Source organism: Streptomyces sp. NPDC050164 (assembly GCF_044459945.1).
Lineage (GTDB): Bacteria > Actinomycetota > Actinomycetes > Streptomycetales > Streptomycetaceae > Streptomyces > Streptomyces coeruleorubidus_A.
This window is the reverse complement of sequence record NZ_JBITJK010000002.1, coordinates 100908-120505: the sequence shown is the minus strand read 5'-3', so window position 1 is coordinate 120505 and position 19598 is coordinate 100908. Positions and strand designations below refer to the sequence as shown.

15 protein-coding genes are annotated in these 19598 nt (G+C 69.1%); 14 read left to right on the top strand and 1 reads right to left on the bottom strand.

All coding sequences use genetic code 11. From position 1 onward, the window contains the following. Positions 1–34: 34 nt before the first annotated feature. The 3 genes from ACIBNA_RS03295 to clpX all read left to right on the top strand — a co-directional run bounded on the left by ACIBNA_RS03295 (position 35) and on the right by clpX (position 2925). A complete protein-coding gene (locus tag ACIBNA_RS03295; RefSeq protein ID WP_184993373.1) occupies positions 35–640 on the top strand; it encodes an ATP-dependent Clp protease proteolytic subunit in 606 nt (201 codons plus the stop codon). Between the two features lie 109 nt (positions 641–749). Continuing rightward, complete coding sequence (locus tag ACIBNA_RS03290; RefSeq protein ID WP_399163578.1) at positions 750–1457, top strand: ATP-dependent Clp protease proteolytic subunit; 708 nt, start codon at positions 750–752, stop codon at positions 1455–1457. Between the two features lie 181 nt (positions 1458–1638). Continuing rightward, entirely contained in the window at positions 1639–2925 is a 1287-nt protein-coding gene (gene clpX, locus ACIBNA_RS03285) for an ATP-dependent Clp protease ATP-binding subunit ClpX (RefSeq protein WP_184592647.1), read from the top strand. 61 nt (positions 2926–2986) lie between these two features. Here clpX and ACIBNA_RS03280 read toward each other — a convergent pair whose 3' ends face one another. After that, on the bottom strand, positions 2987–3940 hold the full coding sequence (locus ACIBNA_RS03280) for a hypothetical protein (RefSeq protein WP_399163577.1): 954 nt from the start codon (positions 3938–3940) through the stop codon (positions 2987–2989). A gap of 138 nt (positions 3941–4078) precedes the next feature. Between ACIBNA_RS03280 and ACIBNA_RS03275 the strand changes: the two genes are divergently transcribed. The 11 genes from ACIBNA_RS03275 (at position 4079) to ACIBNA_RS03225 (ending at position 19512) form a co-directional block, all read left to right on the top strand. Next, positions 4079–6703, top strand: a complete 2625-nt coding sequence (locus ACIBNA_RS03275; protein ID WP_399163576.1) for a valine--tRNA ligase — start codon at positions 4079–4081, stop codon at positions 6701–6703. Positions 6704–6864: 161 nt separating this feature from the next. After that, entirely contained in the window at positions 6865–8388 is a 1524-nt protein-coding gene (locus ACIBNA_RS03270) for a bifunctional folylpolyglutamate synthase/dihydrofolate synthase (protein ID WP_399163575.1), read from the top strand. 6 nt (positions 8389–8394) lie between these two features. Beyond that, the gene (locus ACIBNA_RS03265) at positions 8395–8751 is read left to right on the top strand and encodes a DUF4233 domain-containing protein (RefSeq protein WP_399163574.1); all 357 of its coding nucleotides are present in this window, start codon (positions 8395–8397) and stop codon (positions 8749–8751) included. Between the two features lie 65 nt (positions 8752–8816). Then, a complete protein-coding gene (gene ndk, locus ACIBNA_RS03260) occupies positions 8817–9230 on the top strand; it encodes a nucleoside-diphosphate kinase (RefSeq protein ID WP_020271915.1) in 414 nt (137 codons plus the stop codon). Positions 9231–9496: 266 nt separating this feature from the next. Beyond that, positions 9497–10516 carry a rod shape-determining protein gene (locus ACIBNA_RS03255; RefSeq protein WP_062705440.1) on the top strand — a complete coding sequence of 340 codons (1020 nt, stop codon included), beginning with the start codon at positions 9497–9499 and terminating at the stop codon, positions 10514–10516. Between the two features lie 144 nt (positions 10517–10660). Then, positions 10661–11608, top strand: a complete 948-nt coding sequence (mreC, locus tag ACIBNA_RS03250; RefSeq protein WP_399163573.1) for a rod shape-determining protein MreC — start codon at positions 10661–10663, stop codon at positions 11606–11608. A gap of 13 nt (positions 11609–11621) precedes the next feature. Further along, positions 11622–12293, top strand: coding sequence for a rod shape-determining protein MreD (gene mreD / locus ACIBNA_RS03245; protein ID WP_399163572.1), 672 nt, complete (start codon positions 11622–11624; stop codon positions 12291–12293). Between the two features lie 148 nt (positions 12294–12441). After that, positions 12442–14688 (top strand): penicillin-binding protein 2, encoded by a 2247-nt coding sequence (gene mrdA, locus ACIBNA_RS03240; RefSeq protein WP_399163571.1) that lies wholly within the window; start codon positions 12442–12444, stop codon positions 14686–14688. Further along, the gene (gene rodA, locus ACIBNA_RS03235; protein ID WP_399163570.1) at positions 14685–15887 is read left to right on the top strand and encodes a rod shape-determining protein RodA; all 1203 of its coding nucleotides are present in this window, start codon (positions 14685–14687) and stop codon (positions 15885–15887) included. The genes mrdA and rodA overlap by 4 nt, the downstream gene beginning before the upstream one ends. 56 nt (positions 15888–15943) lie before the next feature. Beyond that, entirely contained in the window at positions 15944–17449 is a 1506-nt protein-coding gene (locus ACIBNA_RS03230; protein WP_399163569.1) for a CHAD domain-containing protein, read from the top strand. Positions 17450–17547: 98 nt separating this feature from the next. After that, positions 17548–19512: a TIGR03960 family B12-binding radical SAM protein gene (locus ACIBNA_RS03225; protein ID WP_399163568.1), complete on the top strand. Its 1965-nt coding sequence runs from the start codon at positions 17548–17550 to the stop codon at positions 19510–19512. Positions 19513–19598: the final 86 nt, after the last annotated feature.

The window sequence follows — 19598 nt, the reverse complement described above, 5'->3', positions numbered from 1 at the left end:
CGTAAGACGAGCAGGTGGATACGTGACGAATCTGATGCCTTCAGCCGCCGGCGAGCCTTCCATCGGTGGTGGCCTCGGCGACCAGGTCTACAACCGGCTGCTCAACGAGCGGATCATCTTCCTCGGCCAGCCGGTCGACGACGACATCGCGAACAAGATCACCGCACAGCTGCTGCTCCTTGCCGCCGAACCGGACAAGGACATCTACCTGTACATCAACAGCCCCGGCGGTTCGATCACGGCCGGCATGGCGATCTACGACACCATGCAGTACATCAAGAACGACGTGGTGACGATCGCCATGGGCCTCGCGGCCTCGATGGGACAGTTCCTGCTCAGCGCGGGCACCCCCGGCAAGCGCTTCGCGCTGCCGAACGCCGAGATCCTCATCCACCAGCCCTCCGCCGGCCTGGCCGGCTCGGCCTCGGACATCAAGATCCACGCCGAGCGGCTGCTGCACACCAAGAAGCGCATGGCCGAGCTCACCGCCCAGCACACGGGCCAGTCGGTCGAGCAGATCACCCGCGACTCGGACCGCGACCGCTGGTTCGACGCGTTCGAGGCCAAGGAGTACGGCCTCATCGACGACGTCATGCCCACGGCCGCCGGTATGCCGGGCGGCGGCGGCACCGGGGCCTGAGAGGTCCCCACGGGGCCTGTGGCGCCCCGTGAGGCCTACGGAGCCCTCCCGGGCCCCAGCGACCCCAGACAGCCCCAGCCGACCGCCTCAGCCCTCTTCAGGAGACACCGTGAACCAGTTCCCCGGCAGCGGGATCTACGACCGTACGCACGCCGTGCAGGACATGAGCGCCTCGCAGGGCCGCTACACCGGCCCGCAGGCCGAGTCCCGCTACGTCATCCCGCGCTTCGTCGAGCGCACCTCCCAGGGCATCCGCGAGTACGACCCGTACGCGAAGCTCTTCGAGGAGCGCGTGATCTTCCTCGGCGTCCAGATCGACGACGCCTCCGCCAACGACGTCATGGCGCAGCTGCTGTGCCTGGAGTCGATGGACCCCGACCGTGACATCTCGGTCTACATCAACAGCCCGGGCGGCTCCTTCACGGCGCTCACGGCGATCTACGACACGATGCAGTACGTGAAGCCGGACATCCAGACGGTCTGCATGGGCCAGGCGGCCTCCGCCGCCGCCGTCCTGCTGGCCGCCGGTACGCCGGGCAAGCGCATGGCCCTGCCGAACGCGCGCGTGCTGATCCACCAGCCCTACAGCGAGACCGGCCGCGGCCAGGTGTCCGACCTGGAGATCGCCGCCAACGAGATCCTCCGGATGCGCTCGCAGCTGGAGGAGATGCTGGCCAAGCACTCCACGCAGACGATCGAGAAGATCCGCGAGGACATCGAGCGCGACAAGATCCTCACGGCCGAGGACGCGCTGAGCTACGGCCTGATCGACCAGGTCATCACCACCCGGAAGTTGGACAACTCGAGCCTGCGCTGAGGCGACAGGCTGTATCGTCTGCCGCCCCTTGGCACGGTTTGGCACGGTCCACGTCAAAGCGAACCGCGCCAAGGGGGGCCCGAACGAGGGGCCCGGCAAGGTACCGTCGGACATAAGGCAGCACCAGGAGTCCGCTGGACGTCGACGTCCAGGAGTCTCCCAGGCGAAGGGGAAGCACACCGTGGCACGCATCGGTGACGGCGGCGATCTGCTCAAGTGCTCGTTCTGCGGCAAGAGCCAGAAGCAGGTCAAGAAGCTCATCGCAGGGCCCGGTGTGTACATCTGCGACGAGTGCATCGACCTCTGCAACGAGATCATCGAGGAGGAGCTGGCGGAGACCAGCGAGGTCCGCTGGGAGGAACTCCCGAAGCCCCGCGAGATCTACGAGTTCCTCGAGGGGTACGTGGTCGGCCAGGAGGCCGCCAAGAAGGCCCTCTCCGTCGCGGTGTACAACCACTACAAGCGGGTCCAGGCCGGTGAGAACGGCGGGGCGAACGGCCGCGACGACGCCATCGAGTTGGCGAAGTCCAACATCCTCCTCCTCGGCCCCACGGGCTCCGGCAAGACCCTCCTCGCGCAGACCCTCGCGCGGATGCTGAACGTCCCCTTCGCGATCGCCGACGCCACGGCCCTGACGGAGGCCGGCTACGTCGGCGAGGACGTCGAGAACATCCTGCTCAAGCTGATCCAGGCCGCCGACTACGACGTCAAGAAGGCCGAGACCGGGATCATCTACATCGACGAGATCGACAAGGTCGCGAGGAAAAGTGAAAACCCCTCGATCACGCGCGACGTCTCGGGCGAGGGCGTCCAGCAGGCCCTGCTGAAGATCCTGGAGGGCACCACGGCCTCGGTCCCGCCGCAGGGCGGCCGTAAACACCCCCACCAGGAGTTCATCCAGATCGACACGACGAACGTGCTGTTCATCGTGGGCGGTGCCTTCGCCGGACTGGAGAAGATCATCGAGTCCCGGGCCGGCGCCAAGGGCATCGGCTTCGGCGCGCAGATCCGCTCCAAGCGCGAGATGGAGTCCAAGGACCAGTTCCAGGAGGTCATGCCGGAGGACCTGGTCAAGTTCGGCATGATCCCCGAGTTCATCGGCCGCCTCCCGGTCATCACCTCGGTCCACAACCTCGACCGCGAGGCCCTGCTCCAGATCCTCATCGAGCCGCGCAACGCGCTCGTCAAGCAGTACGAGCGCCTCTTCGAACTCGACGGCGTGGAGCTGGACTTCGAGCGCGAGGCCCTCGAAGCCATCGCCGACCAGGCCATCCTGCGCCAGACCGGCGCGCGCGGCCTGCGCGCCATCATGGAGGAGGTCCTCCAGGGTGTGATGTACGAGGTCCCGTCCCGCAAGGACGTGGCCCGGGTCGTCATCACGGCGGACGTCGTCCAGTCGAACGTGAACCCGACGCTGATTCCGCGGGATGCGCGGGGGCGGGGGCCTGGGGAGCAGAAGACGGCCTAGTCACTCACCGCACGCGAAGGCGCCCAGCACAGTTGCCGGGCGCCTTCGTCGTTGCCGGTGGTCAGGCCTTGACGCGGACTTCCCCGCGGACCTTGGTGGTGAGGTCGATCGCCACGTCCTTGGTGACGCCCTGCGCCGCGTCACCCGGCGACACGATGGCGATCGTGCTGTAGTCGGCCCACGCGCAGAACCAGTTGGTCTTCTCTTTCCCGGTCTTCCGGTCCGGCCCCTTGACCGACTGGCACTTCATGACCGCGCCGTCGAGGTCCGCCGCCTCGGGCTCGCCGACCAGCTCCGGCTTGCCGGACCCGGTGGCGGACTCCTTCTCGGCCGACTTCTTGAAGTTGGCGAAGAACAGGTCCAGAGTCGCCTCCGGGTCGGAGATCTCACCGTAGGCACCGGCCACCGAAAGGGTCTTGGCCGTCGCCATCTTCGCCGCGGACGCCGGGTCGTCGGGGTCGTAGTCGCTCAGGTCGACCGTGTTGTAGAGGCCCGCCGCGGACTTGGCGTTCTTGACGCCGCTCTTCTCCAGCTCCGACGTCGAGTTGGCGCCGACGGTCGCCCCGTCCTGCGTGGTGCGCTTGTAGTCGCTGAGCACCGTCGCCGGCGTCGTGAGCTTGTGCGGCCCGTCGTCCTCCAGGCCGCCACCACCCCCACCGATCACGAAGTACGCCCCCACACCGATGGCCGCGACCACCGCGACCGCGCCGATGACGATGCCCGTCTTCTTCTTGCCGCCGCCCGGGGCCGGGGGCTGGGGCACGCCGTACGGGGCCTGGCCGTAGGGCGGCTGTTGGCCGTACGGGGGCTGCTGGCCGTAGGGGTTCGGCTGGGGCGGGACGCCCTGCGGGGGCTGCTGCGGGTAGCCGTAGCCGGGCTGGGGCGGAGGGGCCTGCTGGGGGTAGCCGTAGCCGGGCTGGGGGGCCTGCGGCGGCTGGCCGTACGGTCCCGGCTGGCCGTACGGTCCGGGCTGCTGGGGCTGCCCGCCGTACGGGCCCGGCTGGTTGTAGCTCATGTTCTGGGTTCCCCTCCAGATGCTGATGCGTTCGAGACATCCTGGCGCAGACCCGCCGTGTGCATGGCAGCGGGCCCCTCACCGTTACAAAGGAAACGCGTTTCGGGACGGGGTAGTGACACCTCTAAACTGACCCCCGTGACCGAGAACGCTCAGCAGCAGCCACCAGCGCCCAGCACCGACCTGCCGACCCAGTACGCGCCGGCCGACGTGGAGGGGCCGCTGTACGAGCGCTGGGTAGAGCGGGGTTACTTCGAGGCGGACGAGAAGAGCGACAAGCCGCCGTACACGATCGTCATCCCGCCGCCGAACGTCACGGGCTCGCTCCACCTGGGGCACGCCTTCGAGCACACCCTCATCGACGCCCTGACCCGCCGTAAGCGGATGCAGGGGTGCGAGACGCTGTGGCAGCCCGGCATGGACCACGCCGGTATCGCCACGCAGAACGTCGTCGAGCGGGAGCTCGCCAAGGAGGGCAAGTCCCGGCACGACCTGGGCCGTGAGGCCTTCGTCGAGCGGGTCTGGCAGTGGAAGGGCGAGTCCGGCGGGCAGATCAGCGGACAGATGCGGCGCCTCGGTGACGGCGTCGCCTGGTCGCGTGAGCGCTTCACCATGGACGAGGGCCTCTCCCAGGCCGTCCAGACCATCTTCAAGCGGCTCTACGACGACGAGCTGATCTACCGCGCCGAGCGCATCATCAACTGGTGTCCGCGCTGTCTGACCGCCATCTCGGACATCGAGGTGGAGTACCAGGACGACGACGGCGAGCTCGTCTCCATGAAGTACGGCGACGGGGACGACACCATCGTCGTCGCCACGACCCGCGCCGAGACGATGCTCGGTGACACGGCCGTCGCCGTTCACCCCGAGGACGAGCGGTACAAGCACCTGATCGGCAAGCTGGTCAAGCTGCCGCTGACCGACCGCTCCATCCCGGTCGTCGCCGACGAGCACGTCGACCCCGAGTTCGGCACGGGTGCCGTCAAGGTCACCCCGGCGCACGACCCGAACGACTTCGAGATCGGTCAGCGCCACGACCTCCCGGCCTTGACGATCATGGACGAGCATGCCGTGATCACCGCCCACGGCCCCTTCCAGGGCCTGGACCGGCTGGAGGCCCGCTCGGCGATCGTCGCCGCGCTGCGCGCCGAGGGCCGGATCGTCGCCGAGAAGCGGCCGTACGTCCACTCGGTCGGCCACTGCTCGCGCTGCAAGACCACCATCGAGCCCCGGCTGTCCATGCAGTGGTGGGTCAAGGTCGGCCCGCTGGCGAAGGCCGCCGGCGACGCCGTCCGCGACGGGCGCGTCAAGATCCATCCGCAGGAGATGGAGAAGCGCTACTTCGACTGGGTCGACAACCTCCACGACTGGTGCATCTCGCGGCAGTTGTGGTGGGGCCACCGCATCCCGGTCTGGTACGGCCCGAACGGCGAGGTCGTCTGCGTCGGCCCCGACGAGGAGCCGCCGAGCGGCGAGGGCTGGCGTCAGGACACCGACGTCCTCGACACCTGGTTCTCCTCCGGCCTGTGGCCGTTCTCCACGCTCGGCTGGCCCGAACAGACCGAGTCGCTCGCGAAGTTCTACCCGAACTCGGTCCTGGTCACCGGCTACGACATCCTCTTCTTCTGGGTCGCCCGGATGATGATGTTCGGCCTGTACGCGATGGACGGCACCCCGCCGTTCCACACCATCGCCCTGCACGGCATGGTCCGCGACCAGTTCGGCAAGAAGATGTCGAAGTCCTTCGGCAACGCGGTCAACCCGCTGGACTGGATGGACAAGTACGGTTCGGACGCGCTCAGGTTCACTCTGGCCCGTGGCGCGAACCCGGGCGTCGACGTGCCGATCGGCGAGGACTGGGTCCAGGGCTCCCGCAACTTCGCCAACAAGATCTGGAACGCGACGCGCTTCGCGATGATGAACGGCGCGACGGTGGACGGCCCGCTGCCGGAGCCGTCGGCGATGTCGTCGACGGACCGCTGGATCCTCTCCCGCCTGAACACGGTCGTCGCCGAAGTCGACGCGTTCTACGACGACTACCAGTTCGCGAAGCTGTCCGACTCCCTGTTCCACTTCGCGTGGGACGAGGTCTTCGACTGGTACGTCGAGCTGTCCAAGACGACGTTCCAGGCGGGCGGCGAGGCGGCCGAGGTCAGCAAGCGCGTCCTCGGCGAGGTCCTCGACGTCACGCTGAAGCTGCTGCACCCGGTCGTCCCGTTCGTGACGGAGACGCTGTGGACGACGCTGACCGGCGGCGAGTCCGTCGTCATCGCCGACTGGCCGAAGGACAGTGGCTTCCGGGACGCCGACGCCGAGCGCGAGATCGAGAGCCTGCAGTCGGTCATCACCGAGGTCCGCCGCTTCCGCGCCGACCAGGGCCTCCAGCCAGGCCAGCGGGTCCCGGCCCGGCTGACCCTGGACGGCACGCCGTTCGCGACGCACGAGGCGGCCATCCGCCAGCTGCTCCGGCTCCAGCCGGAGGGCGACGCCTTCACGGCCACGGCGACCCTCCCGGTCGCCGGCGCCGAGGTCGCCCTCGACCTCTCCGGCACGATCGACGTGGCGGCGGAGCGCAAGCGCCTCGCGAAGGACCTCGCGGCGGCGGAGAAGGAGAAGGCGCAGGCGGGCGCCAAGCTCGGCAACGAGGCGTTCCTGGCGAAGGCCCCGGACCACGTCGTGGAGAAGATCCGCACCCGCCTCGCCAAGGCGGAGGAGGACATCGCCCGGATCCAGGCGCAGCTGGAGCGGCTGCCGCAGGCGTAAGGGTTCCTACGGTCGCAAAGGCCCCGGTGCTTGTCAGCGCCGGGGTCTTTACGCAGTTCAGGGGCGCGGGGAACTGCGCGACAAGCCACAGACGACCCGCACAGACACCACGACGCAAACCACCCCCGAGCAATGTCACTGCCGCTCCGTAGACTGGCCCCGTGAGCGAGCTCCCTCCAGACCACAGCGCCGACGACCAGCCCGACCCCCTCAACACCTTCGACGAGATCATCGCGGAGGAGACCACCCGCGACCCCGACCTCGCGGTCATCGAAGCCGGCAGCCGAACCCTGCGCACCCAGGGCGGCCCGCCCGACGCCGACATCCCGACCCGCCCCGCCGACCCCGAGGTCGACAAGGCCCTGCGCGAGGTCGAGGCGGAGCTCGCCACGCGCTGGGGCGAGACCAAGCTGGAGCCCTCGGTCAGCCGGATCGCCGCGCTGATGGACGTGCTGGGGGACCCGCAGCGGTCGTACCCGTCGATCCACATCACCGGGACCAACGGCAAGACCTCCACGGCCCGCATGATCGAGGCCCTCCTCGGCGCCTTCGAGCTGCGGACCGGCCGCTACACCTCGCCGCACGTGCAGTCGATCACCGAGCGCATCAGCCTGGACGGCGCCCCGATCTCCGCCGAGCGGTTCATCGAGACGTACCAGGACATCAAGCCGTACATCGAGATGGTCGACGCGCAGCAGGACTACCGGCTGTCCTTCTTCGAGGTGCTCACGGGCATGGCGTACGCGGCGTTCGCCGACGCGCCCGCCGACGTCGCCGTCGTCGAGGTCGGCATGGGCGGCTCCTGGGACGCCACGAACGTGATCGACGGCGACGTCGCCGTCGTCACGCCCATAGACCTCGACCACACCGACCGGCTCGGCACCACGCACGCGGAGATCGCGGCGGAGAAGGCCGGCATCGTCAAGCAGGGTGCGACCGTCATCCTGGCGCAGCAGCCGGTCGACGCGGCGCAGGTGCTGCTGAAGAAGGCCGTCGAGGTGGACGCGACCGTGGCCCGGGAGGGGCTGGAGTTCGGTGTCGTGGACCGGCAGGTGGCCGTCGGCGGGCAGCTGCTGACGCTGCGCGGGCTCGGCGGCGAGTACACCGAGGTGTACCTGCCGCTGCACGGCGCCCACCAAGCGCACAACGCGGCCGTCGCGCTCGCCGCCGTCGAGGCGTTCTTCGGCGTCGGTGCGCAGCGGCCCGATCCGCTGGACCTGGACACGGTCCGCAAGGCGTTCGCGGCCGTCGCCTCGCCGGGGCGGCTGGAGGTCGTGCGGCGTTCCCCGACCGTCGTGCTCGACGCCGCCCACAACCCGGCGGGCGCCCGGGCGGCGGCCGAGGCGGTCGGTGAGGCCTTCCAGTTCAGCCGACTCATCGGTGTCGTCGGCGCGAGCGGCGACAAGAACGTGCGGGGGCTGCTGGAGGCCTTCGAGCCGGTGTTCGCCGAAGTCGTGGTCACGCAGAACTCCAGTCACCGCGCGATGGACGCCGACGAGCTGGCCGGCATCGCCGTCGAGGTGTTCGGCGAGGAGCGCGTCCAGGTCGAGCCGCGGCTGCCCGACGCGCTGGAGGCCGCGATCACGCTGGCCGAGGAGGAAGGCGAGTTCGCGGGCGGCGGAGTGCTCGTCACCGGTTCCGTCATCACCGTCGGCGAGGCCCGACTGCTCCTGGGGAGGGGCTGAGATCCCGTGCGTACGCTCTGTTCTTCGACCCTGATCGGCGAGTTCTTCATCATCGGCTTCGCCGGTCTGGTCGCCATGAAGGACCCCGACCTGTCCATGACGACCGTGTGGACGGTCTGCGGTGTCGCGATGTTCCTGTGCCTGGTGCTGTGCGGCCTGGTGACACGCCCGGGCGGGGTCGCGCTCGGCTGGGCGTTGCAGATCGCGCTCATCGCGTCGGGCTTCGCCGTGCCGATGATGTTCTTCCTGGGCTTGGTCTTCGCGGCCCTGTGGTGGGCGTCCGTGCACTACGGGCGGAAGGTGGACGAGGCGAAGGCGAGATTCGCGGCCGAGGCCGGCTCCTCCACACCTGACGCTGCGTAACAGGCGCCCCGACACGCCGGGTAATCTCGTCTTCCCGCACAACCTTGATGCATAAGGAGCCCGTCGTGAGCCAGCGCACCCTCGTCCTCCTCAAGCCCGACGCCGTCCGTCGCGGCCTGACCGGCGAGATCATCAGCCGCATCGAGCGCAAGGCGGGCTGGACGATCACCGCGCTGGAACTGCGCACCCTGGACCAGGACACGCTGGAGCAGCACTACGGCGAGCACAAGGGCAAGCCCTTCTACGAGCCGCTGGTGGAGTTCATGGCCTCCGGCCCTGTCGTGGCGATGATCGTCGAGGGCGAGCGGGTCATCGAGGGGCTGCGGGCGCTCGCCGGCCCGACCGACCCGATCGCCGCGGCCCCCGGCTCCATCCGCGGCGACTACGGCGTCATCGTCCGGGAGAACCTGATTCACGCCTCCGACTCGGAGGAGTCCGCCGAGCGCGAGGTGAAGATCTTCTTCCCGGGTCGCGCCTGAGTTGAAACGGCGAGGGAAGTCTGGGAGCCACCGGCTCCCGGACTTTTCTGGCATATGCGTGGCGATCGAGGGAACGATGGTCCCCAAACGCCCGTCTCCACAAGCGAACCCGCACAGCATCTGCTGACAATGGCGGAGACCCTCCCGCAGTGTTCGCGAAGGCGCGTCTACGATGGAAGCCTTCACGTCACAGCACCCACCTTTGCCTACCTGAAAAGCCCTCAAAAGCCAGTGGGAAGGCCAGACGAATCCTGATGGGGAACTCAATGTCGTTCATCGGCCGTGACATGGCTGTCGACCTCGGGACCGCCAACACGCTGGTGTACGTCAGGGGTCGCGGGATCGTACTCAACGAGCCGTCCGTCGTCGCGATCAACACCAACACCGGTGGCATCCTCGCGGTCGGTGCCGAAGCAAAGAAGATGATCGGGCGCACGCCCGGCAACATCGTTGCCGTTCGTCCGCTGAAGGACGGCGTGATCGCCGACTTCGAGATCACCGAGCGGATGCTCCGCTACTTCATCCTGAAGATCCACAAGCGGCGGTATCTGGCTCGTCCGCGGGTCGTCGTCTGCGTGCCCTCGGGCATCACGGGCGTCGAGCGCCGCGCCGTCATCGAGGCGTCGTCCCAGGCCGGCGCCCGCCAGGTGCACATCATCGAGGAACCCATGGCCGCGGCCATCGGCTCCGGCCTGCCGGTCCACGAGGCCACGGGCAACATGGTGGTCGACATCGGCGGCGGCACCACGGAGGTCGCGGTCATCTCCCTCGGCGGCATCGTCACCGCCCAGTCCATCCGTGTCGCGGGCGACGAACTGGACAACGCGATCATCCAGCACATCAAGAAGGAGTACTCCCTCCTGCTGGGTGAGCGCACGGCCGAGCAGATCAAGATCACGGTCGGTTCGGCGTACGACCTCGACTCCGACGAGCACACCGAAATCCGCGGCCGGGACCTGGTCTCCGGGCTGCCGAAGACCGTCGTCATCTCCGCGGCCGAAGTCCGCAAGGCGATCGAGGAGCCGGTCAACGCGATCGTCGACGCCGTCAAGACGACCCTCGACAAGTGTCCGCCGGAGCTGTCCGGCGACATCATGGACCGAGGAATCGTTCTGACCGGCGGCGGAGCGCTGCTGCGGGGCCTGGACGAGCGGCTGCGCCGGGAGACCGGTATGCCGATCCACATCGCCGAGGACCCTCTGGACAGCGTGGCGCTCGGTTCCGGAAAGTGCGTCGAGGAGTTCGAGGCGCTCCAGCAGGTGCTGGACGCCCAGCCGCGCAGATGACGTAACTCTTCGATTCCGCCGTACGGGACGATCTCCTCTCGTACGGCGGATCGTTGATATAGATGCATAAGCTCCCACAATGCAGCCCCTCGGGTTTCCCTGGGGCTTCCCGAATTCCTATGAGGAAGGGCACGGCCGCCGCACGTGAGGGACACACGAGAGAGCCGGCTGCTCCTGGTGCTGCTGATCGCGATCGCGTTCGCGTTGATCACGGTGGACATTCGCGGTGGGGAGGATTCCCCGGTCGACGGTGCCCGGCAGGCAGCGGCAACGGTCTTCGGCCCGATCGAGAGCGGTGTGTCGGCCGCGGTCGACCCGGTCGGCAACGCGGTCTCCGCCATCCGGGACTCCGGCCAGCGGCACGACCGGCTCGCCGCGCTGGAAGAGGAGAACGCGGCCCTGAAGGCGCGGCTCGGCAGCGACGACCGCAGCCGCAGCCGCCTCAAGCAGCTCGACAAGATGCTGAAGGTCGCCGGCCAGGGCCAGTACGGCATCAAGGGCGCCGAGGTCATCGCCATCGGAGCCGCGCAGGGCTTCTCCTGGACCATCACGATCGATGTCGGCGCCAACGACGGCATCAAACGCGACATGACCGTCCTGAACGGGGACGGGCTCGTCGGCCGGGTCACCACCGTCGGACCCAACACCGCCACGGTCCTGCTCGCCAGCGACCCCGACTTCACGGTCGGCACCCGGATGGAGGCCAGCGACGAGCTCGGCTTCGCCTCCGGGCAGGGCGACCGCCCGCTGCGCGTGGAACTCCTCAACGGCAAGGCGGAGGTGAAGAAGGGCGACCGGCTGGTCACCTTCGGCTCGCAGGCCGACCGGCCGTTCGTGCCCGGCGTGCCCGTCGGCGTGGTCTCCCGCGTCGACCCCTCCGGCGGCGGCCTGACCCGCACGCTCTACGTGACGCCGTACGCCGCCTTCAGCAAGCTCGACATCGTCGGTGTCGTCGTCGAGGCCCCGAAGAAGGACCCGCGCGACACGGTGCTCCCGCCCAAGCCGAAGCCGACTCCCAGGCCGACGGTGACGGTGACCGTGACGCCGTCCGCCGAGGCACCCGCGGACGGCCAGAACCAGCAAGAGCAGTAGGAGCTGTCACCTCATGCGCGTCAACCGGATCCTGCTCTCCTCCTCCCTGGTCGTCGTCGCCCTGGTGATCCAGGTGAGCGTCCTCGCCCGCCTCCATCTGCCGGGCGCCGTGCCCGACCTGATGCTTCTGACCGTCCTCGGCCTCGCGCTGGTGTACGGCCATGTGGGTGGCGCCCTCGTCGGTTTCGGCGCGGGCCTGCTCGCCGATCTGGCCCCGCCCGCCGACCACGCCGCCGGGCGCTATGCCCTCGTGCTGTGCCTCATCGGCTACCTCGCGGGCCTGGTGAAACCGGAGACGGGCCAGCTGAAGTCCGCGACCGGCCCCATGGTCGTGGTGGTAGCCGCCGCGATCGGCTCCACCCTGCTGTACGCCGGGGTCGGTGCCCTCGTCGGTGACACCGCCGCCCGCCATGTGGGCCTGGGCAGCCTGCTGTTCACGGCCGTCCTGTACGACCTGCTGCTCGCCCCGTTCGTGGTGCCGTGGGTCATGGCGCTGGCCAGACGCGCCGAGAACGATCCGCTCGCCGAGGCCGGCTCCGCTGCCAAGGCCACCGACATCTCCTCCGGCTGGCTCTCCGGCGGCACCGGCCTGAAGATCGGCAGCCAGCGCAACGGGCTGCGGGTGAAGGCGGCCCGGGCACGGGTGGCGCGGGCCGGGCGCATCAAGGGGGTCAAGCGGCTGTGACCGCAGGGAAGTTCACCCGAACGGACCCCTCCGGTAGGAACGCCGCCTCGTGGGCCCGTCGTTCATCACTCGTATCCGCACACGCGTGCCCGGACACACCGTCGTATCCGCACATCCGTACGCGCACTGAGAGGGGGAGGCGGCCGCAGTGACCAACATTCCCGAGACCGGCCGGAATTCACGGGTCCAGATCCGGCTCGTCGTCATCCAGGTCCTCGTCCTCTCCCTCCTGCTCACCCTCGGCGGGCGCCTGTGGTACCTCCAGATCCGTGAGGGCGCGGCGTACGCCAAGGAGGCGTCGGGGAACCACGTCCAGCAGGTCGTCCAGCCGGCCGTCCGCGGCTCCATCCTGGACGCGCGCGGCGTGGCCCTCGCCGACAACGAGACGCGACTGGTCGTCTCCGCCTCGCGCACCGACCTGCTGAAGATGCCGGACGACGGCAAGGAAGTCCTCACCAAGCTCGCCGGAGTCCTGGGCATGACCCCCAACGAGGTCCAGGAGAAGGTCCGGCTGTGCGACGCCGAGACGCCGCAGCCCTGCTGGAACGGCTCGCCGTACCAGCCCATCCCCATCACCGACGAGGCCACCCCCAAGCAGGCCCTCCAGATCCGCGAGCGCGCCGAGGACTTCCCCGGCATCACCGCCGAGCCCGAGGCCGTGCGCCGTTACCCGAGCCCGGGCAAGGCCAACACCGCCCAGGTCCTCGGCTACCTCTCGCCGGTCACCGACGAGGAGATCAAGAAGGCGCAGAACACCAACTCGCCGTATCTGCGCTCCGACCAGGTCGGCCGCTCCGGCCTGGAGCGCCACTACGACAAGCAGCTGCGCGGCAAGGCCGGCGTCACGCGCTACGAGGTCGACAACCTCGGCCGCGTCATCGGCCAGGCCGAGGCAGACCCGGCCCACCCCGGCGACAACCTCGTCACCAGCATCGACGCGCGCGTCCAGCGGATCGCCGAGTACGAGCTGAACGAGGCCATGAAGCAGGCCCGCAAGGAGCACGACCGCAACACGGGCACGAACTACAAGGCAGACTCCGGCGCCGTCGTCGTCATGGAGGCCAAGACCGGCCGCGTCGTCGCCATGGCCTCCAACCCGACGTACGACCCGAACGCCTGGGTGGGCGGCATCTCCGCCAAGGACTACACGCGGCTCACCGGCAAGAGCTCCAACTACCCGCTGCTCAACCGCGCGATCCAGGGCCAGTCGGCGCCCGGCTCCATCTTCAAGGTCATCCCGACGGCCGCCGCGGTCAACGCGGGCTACTCCTTCAACGGCCCTTACCAGTGCTCCAGCTCGTACTCGATCGGCGGCCAGGTCTTCAAGAACTTCGAGTCCAAGGGATACGGCCCGATCAGCCTCGGCCGCGCCCTGGAGGTCTCCTGCGACACGGTCTTCTACCGGCTCTCCCACGAGGAGTGGAAGAAGGACGGCGGCACCAAGCCGAAGAAGAAGCCCAACGACTGGTTCTACAAGACCGCCCACCAGTTCGGCCTCGGCAAGGAGACCGGCATCGACCTGCCCAACGAGGTCACCGGCCGCGTCCCCGACCGCCAGTGGAAGCTGGACTACTGGAAGGCCAACAAGGACGCCTGGTGCCGCACCGGCAAGCGCAACGGCAGCTACGCCGAGAAGATCGCCTACGAGAACTGCCTCGAAGGCAACCGCATGCGCGCCGGTGACTCCGTCAACTACTCCATCGGCCAGGGCGACACCCTCGTCACCCCCATCCAGATGGCCACCATCTACTCGGCCATCTCCAACGGCGGCACCATGTACACCCCCTCGGTCGGCAAGGCCGTCATCAGCGCCGACGGCAAGACCGTCACACCGATCAAGCCCAAGTCGCACGGCAAGCTGCCGATGACGCAGAAGACGCGCAGCGAGATAAGCGATGCCCTCGCGGGAGTCGCCACCCGCGGTACGGCCGCCTGGCGGTTCGGCGGCTGGCCGCAGGACAAGATCCCGATGCACGCCAAGACGGGTACGGCGGAGGTCTACGGCAAGCAGACCACCTCCTGGTTCGCCACGTACACCAAGGACTACTCGATCGTCATGACGATCTCCCAGGGTGGTACGGGCTCCGGCGCCTCGGGCCCCGCCGTCCGCAACATCTACAACGCGCTGTACGGCGTCTCCCCGGACGGTGACATCGACTCGAAGAAGGCCCTGCTGCCCAGCCCGGAGAAGGCCCTGCCGAAGGTCAAGACGGACGGCACCATCGCCTCCCCGAAGGTCCCCAAGGACCCGGCCAAGGACCAGCAGGCGAACAAGAAGGACCCGAACGCCCCGGCCGACCCGCTCCAGCCGGCGACGGCGGCCCCGCCGACGCCGCAGAACCGTGACACCCGAAGGCGCCGGCGCCGGCGGGGAAGCCGGAGGTTGCCGACATGACCGGCGGTGTGAACAGCTTCCAGGTCTCCGGCTACGGCCCCGAGCGCTCCGGCTGGACCCGGCTCCTCGCCCGTGACTCGGTCGCGCGGCGGCTCGACTGGCCGATCCTGCTGTCGGCGACGGCCCTGTCGCTGCTCGGCACGCTCCTCGTCTACTCGGCGACCCGCAACCGCACGGAGCTCAACCAGGGCGACCCGTACTACTTCCTCGTCCGGCACCTGCTGAACACCGGCATCGGCCTCGCCCTGATGGCCGGCACGATCTGGCTCGGCCACCGCGGCCTGCGCACGGCCGTACCGATCCTGTACGGCCTCTCGGTCCTGCTGATCCTGCTGGTGCTCACCCCGCTCGGCTCCACGATCAACGGCGCCCACTCGTGGATCAAGCTCCCCGGCGGCTTCTCCCTCCAGCCGTCGGAGTTCGTGAAGGTCACGATCATCCTGGGCATGGCGATGCTGCTGGCGGGCAGAGTCGACGCGGGCGACAGGAAGTACCCCGACCAACGCACGGTCATGCAGGCACTGGGCCTGGCCGCCGTGCCCATGGTGATCGTGATGCTCATGCCCGACCTCGGGTCGGTCATGGTCATGGTCATCATCGTGCTCGGCGTGCTGCTCGCCTCCGGTGCCTCCAACCGGTGGGTGTTCGGACTGATCGGCGCCGGCGGGATCGGCGCGATCACCGTCTGGCAGATCGGGGTGCTCGACGACTACCAGATCGCCCGCTTCGCCGCCTTCGCCAACCCGGAGCTCGACCCGGCCGGCGTCGGCTACAACACCAACCAGGCCCGCATCGCCATCGGCTCCGGCGGCCTGACCGGCTCCGGCCTCTTCCACGGCTCGCAGACCACCGGACAGTTCGTGCCCGAGCAGCAGACGGACTTCGTCTTCACCGTGGCGGGGGAGGAGCTCGGCTTCCTCGGCGGCGGCCTGATCATCCTGCTGCTCGGCATCGTCCTGTGGCGGGCCTGCCGTATCGCCCGGGAGACCACCGACCTGTACGGCACGATCGTGGCCGCAGGCATCGTCGCCTGGTTCGCCTTCCAGACGTTCGAGAACATCGGCATGACGCTCGGCATCATGCCGGTCACCGGCCTGCCGCTGCCGTTCGTGTCGTACGGCGGTTCGTCGATGTTCGCCGTGTGGATAGCGGTCGGTCTGTTGCAGTCGATCCGGGTACAGCGCCCGATGTCGGCCTGACCACACCGCGGGGCGGCCCCCTGCCGCCCCGCGCCCGCGCCGACTAGATTCGGCCCATGGCGGACACCAAGCGCGAGATCGAGCGGAAGTACGAGTCCGAGGACAGCGGGATTCCCGACCTGACCGGTGTCGCCGGGGTCGCGGCCGTGCTCGACAAGGGCGTCGCCCACCTCGACGCCACCTACTACGACACAGCCGACGAACGCCTCGCCGCGTCGTCCGTCACCCTGCGCCGCCGCACCGGCGGCTCGGACGCGGGCTGGCATCTGAAGTTCCCCGTCGCCCCCGGCGTCCGCGACGAGATCCACGCCCCGCTCTCCGACACCCTCCCGGACACCCTCGCCGGGCTCGTCCGCTCCCGCGTCCGCGGCGGCGAACTGCTGCCCGTCGTCCGGCTGCGCTCCGACCGCGATGTACGCCACCTCGTCGACGTCGACGGCCGGCTGCTCGCCGAGGTCAGCGTCGACGCCGTACGGGCCGACCGGCTCACGGCCGGCGGCGGTGAGGCGCAGTGGACGGAGATAGAGGTGGAGCTCGCCGACGGGGGGGACCCGGCCTTCCTCGACAAGGTGGGGAAGCGGCTGCGCAAGGCGGGCGTACGGCCGTCGGCCTCGGCGTCGAAACTGGCGCGGGCCCTGGCGGAGACGGCACCGGGCCGGCAGCGCGCGTCCGTCTCGGCAGGGGAACCGGTGACCGCCGCAGACCACGTCCTGGCGTACCTGCGCGCCCAGCGGGACGCCCTCGTCGAGCTCGACCCGGCCGTGCGGCGGGACGCCGAGGACTCCGTGCACAGCATGCGCGTGGCCACCCGACGGCTGCGCAGCACCTTCAAGTCTTACGGCGAGATCCTCGACCGGACCGTGACCGACCCGGTCGGTGACGAGCTGAAGTGGCTGGCCGGTGAGCTGGGCCTGGACCGGGACCGCGAGGTGCTGACCGAACGGCTGACGGCGGCCCTCGCCGAGGTGCCGGCCACCCTGGTCCGCGGCCCGGTCGAAGAGCGGCTGCACACCTGGGCGAGCGCCGAGCAGGGCGGCGCCCGCGGACGGCTCATCGGCGTCCTGGACTCCCGCCGCTACCTCGCCCTGCTCGACGCACTGGACGCGCTGATCGCCGACCCGCCGCTGCGGAAGGCGGCCGGCAAGAAGCCCCACAAGCGGATCGCCAAGGCCGTGAAGAAGGACTTCCGCAAGGTCGCCGAGCTGGTCGAGCGGGCCGTGGAACTGGAGCCCGGCACCGACCGCGATGTCGCGATCCACGAGGCCCGCAAGAAGACCAAGCGCGCCCGCTACGCGGCGGAGGCCGCCCGACCAGCCCTCGGCAAACCGGCCCAGGCCCTGGGCAAGTCCATGAAATCGCTCCAGAACCTGCTCGGCGAGCACCAGGACAGCGTGATGGCCCGGCAGGCGCTGCGCGAGCTGTCGGCGGTCGCCCACGCGGCGGGGGAGAGCGACTTCACCTACGGCCTGCTCCACGAGCGCGAGGAGCAGCGGGCGGTGCGCGTGGAGAGGGAGCTGCCCGGATTCTGGGACGGGATCAAGGGCGGGGCGGCGGGCCTGTGATCTTCCGCTGATCTTCCGCGCGTACGAAGGTACGGCCCGGTCGCGTTAGTCTGGATGGTCACCCTGTCCGTTCAGTCCAGCTCACGAAGGTGCGCGACATGCCTGCCGAAGTCGCTGCGTCGGTGTTCCCGCAGCTCGAAGCTCTGCTCCCGCATGTGCAGAAGCCGATCCAGTACGTCGGCGGAGAACTCAACTCCACGGTCAAGGACTGGGACTCCTGTGACGTCCGCTGGGCGCTCATGTACCCGGACGCCTACGAGGTCGGCCTGCCCAACCAGGGCGTCATGATCCTCTACGAGGTGCTCAACGAGCAGCAGGGCGTCCTCGCCGAGCGCACCTACAGCGTGTGGCCGGACCTCGAGGAGCTGATGCGGGAGCACGGCGTCCCGCAGTTCACGGTGGACAGCCACCGGCCCGTGAAGGCCTTCGACGTGCTCGGCCTGTCCTTCTCCACGGAGCTGGGCTACACGAACATGCTGGCGGCTCTGGACCTCTCCGGGATTCCCCTGGAGGCCAAGGACCGCGGCCTGGACGACCCGATCGTCATGGCCGGCGGCCACGCCGCGTTCAACCCCGAGCCGATCGCGGACTTCATCGACTGCGCGGTGATCGGCGACGGCGAGCAGGCCGTCCTGGAGGTCACCGCGATCATCCGCGCATGGAAGGCGGAGGGCCGCCCCGGCGGCCGCGAGGAGCTCCTGTTCCGCCTGGCGAAGACGGGCGGGGTGTACGTACCCGGCTTCTACGAAGTCGAGTACCTGCCGGACGGCCGTATCGCCCGAGTCGTGCCGAAGCGCAGCGGTGTCCCGTGGCGGGTCTCCAAGCACACGGTGATGGACCTCGACGAGTGGCCCTACCCCAAGCAGCCCCTGGTCCCGCTCGCGGAGACGGTCCACGAGCGCATGTCGGTGGAGATCTTCCGCGGCTGCACCCGCGGCTGCCGTTTCTGCCAGGCCGGCATGATCACCCGCCCGGTCCGCGAACGCTCCATCACGGGCATCGGCGACATGGTCGAGCAGGGTCTGAAGTCGACGGGCTTCGAGGAGGTGGGCCTGCTGTCCCTCTCCTCGGCGGACCACTCGGAGATCGGCGACATCGCCAAGGGCCTGGCGGACCGCTACGAGGAAGACAAGATCGGCCTCTCCCTCCCGTCCACCCGCGTGGACGCCTTCAACATCGACCTGGCGAACGAACTCACGCGCAACGGCCGCCGCTCCGGCCTCACTTTCGCCCCCGAGGGCGGCTCGGAGCGCATCCGCAAGGTCATCAACAAGATGGTCTCGGAAGAGGACCTGATCAGGACCGTCGCGACGGCGTACGGCAACGGCTGGCGTCAGGTGAAGCTGTACTTCATGTGCGGCCTGCCGACGGAGACCGACGACGACGTCCTCCAGATCGCCGACATGGCGACGAAGGTCATCGCCAAGGGCCGCGAGGTGTCGAAGTCCAACGACATCCGCTGCACGGTCTCGATCGGCGGCTTCGTCCCCAAGCCCCACACCCCCTTCCAGTGGGCCCCGCAGCTGTCGGCGCAGGAGACTGACACCCGCCTGGAGAAGCTGCGGAACAAGATCCGCGGCGACAAGAAGTACGGCCGCTCCATCGGCTTCCGCTACCACGACGGCAAGCCCGGCATCGTCGAGGGCCTGCTGTCCCGCGGCGACCGCCGCATCGGCGCCGTCATCCGCGCGGTCTACGACGGCGGCGGCCGCTTCGACGGCTGGCGCGAGCACTTCTCGTACGACCGCTGGATGCGGTGCGCCGAAAAGGCGCTGGCTCCCTTCGGCGTAGACGTCGACTGGTACACGACGCGTGAGCGCACGTACGAGGAGGTGCTCCCCTGGGACCACCTGGACTCCGGCCTCGACAAGGACTGGCTCTGGGAGGACTGGCAGGACGCCCTCGACGAGACGGAGGTCGAGGACTGCCGCTGGACGCCGTGCTTCGACTGCGGGGTCTGCCCGCAGATGGACACCCAGATCCAGATCGGCCCGACGGGGAAGAAGCTGCTGCCCCTGACGGTCAAGAACGCGGCACCGGCGCCGAGCGGTCACGCGCACTGACGATCGTCCGACGGCGTCACCGAATCCCTCTCACCGTACTGGGAGCCCCCTCCGTCCTGGAGGGGGCTCCTTTTGGTGGCCGCCCT

Bases quoted from the DNA above. Each gene is read 5' to 3' on its own strand.
- ACIBNA_RS03295 (WP_184993373.1), top strand. From the start codon at position 35: ATGCCTTCAGCCGCCGGCGAGCCTTCCATCGGTGGTGGCCTCGGCGAC.
- ACIBNA_RS03280 (WP_399163577.1), bottom strand. From the start codon at position 3,940: ATGAGCTACAACCAGCCGGGCCCGTACGGCGGGCAGCCCCAGCAGCCC.
- ACIBNA_RS03255 (WP_062705440.1), top strand. From the start codon at position 9,497: ATGTCGTTCATCGGCCGTGACATGGCTGTCGACCTCGGGACCGCCAAC.
- mreD (WP_399163572.1), top strand. From the start codon at position 11,622: ATGCGCGTCAACCGGATCCTGCTCTCCTCCTCCCTGGTCGTCGTCGCC.
- rodA (WP_399163570.1), top strand. From the start codon at position 14,685: ATGACCGGCGGTGTGAACAGCTTCCAGGTCTCCGGCTACGGCCCCGAG.
- ACIBNA_RS03230 (WP_399163569.1), top strand. From the start codon at position 15,944: ATGGCGGACACCAAGCGCGAGATCGAGCGGAAGTACGAGTCCGAGGAC.
- ACIBNA_RS03225 (WP_399163568.1), top strand. From the start codon at position 17,548: ATGCCTGCCGAAGTCGCTGCGTCGGTGTTCCCGCAGCTCGAAGCTCTG.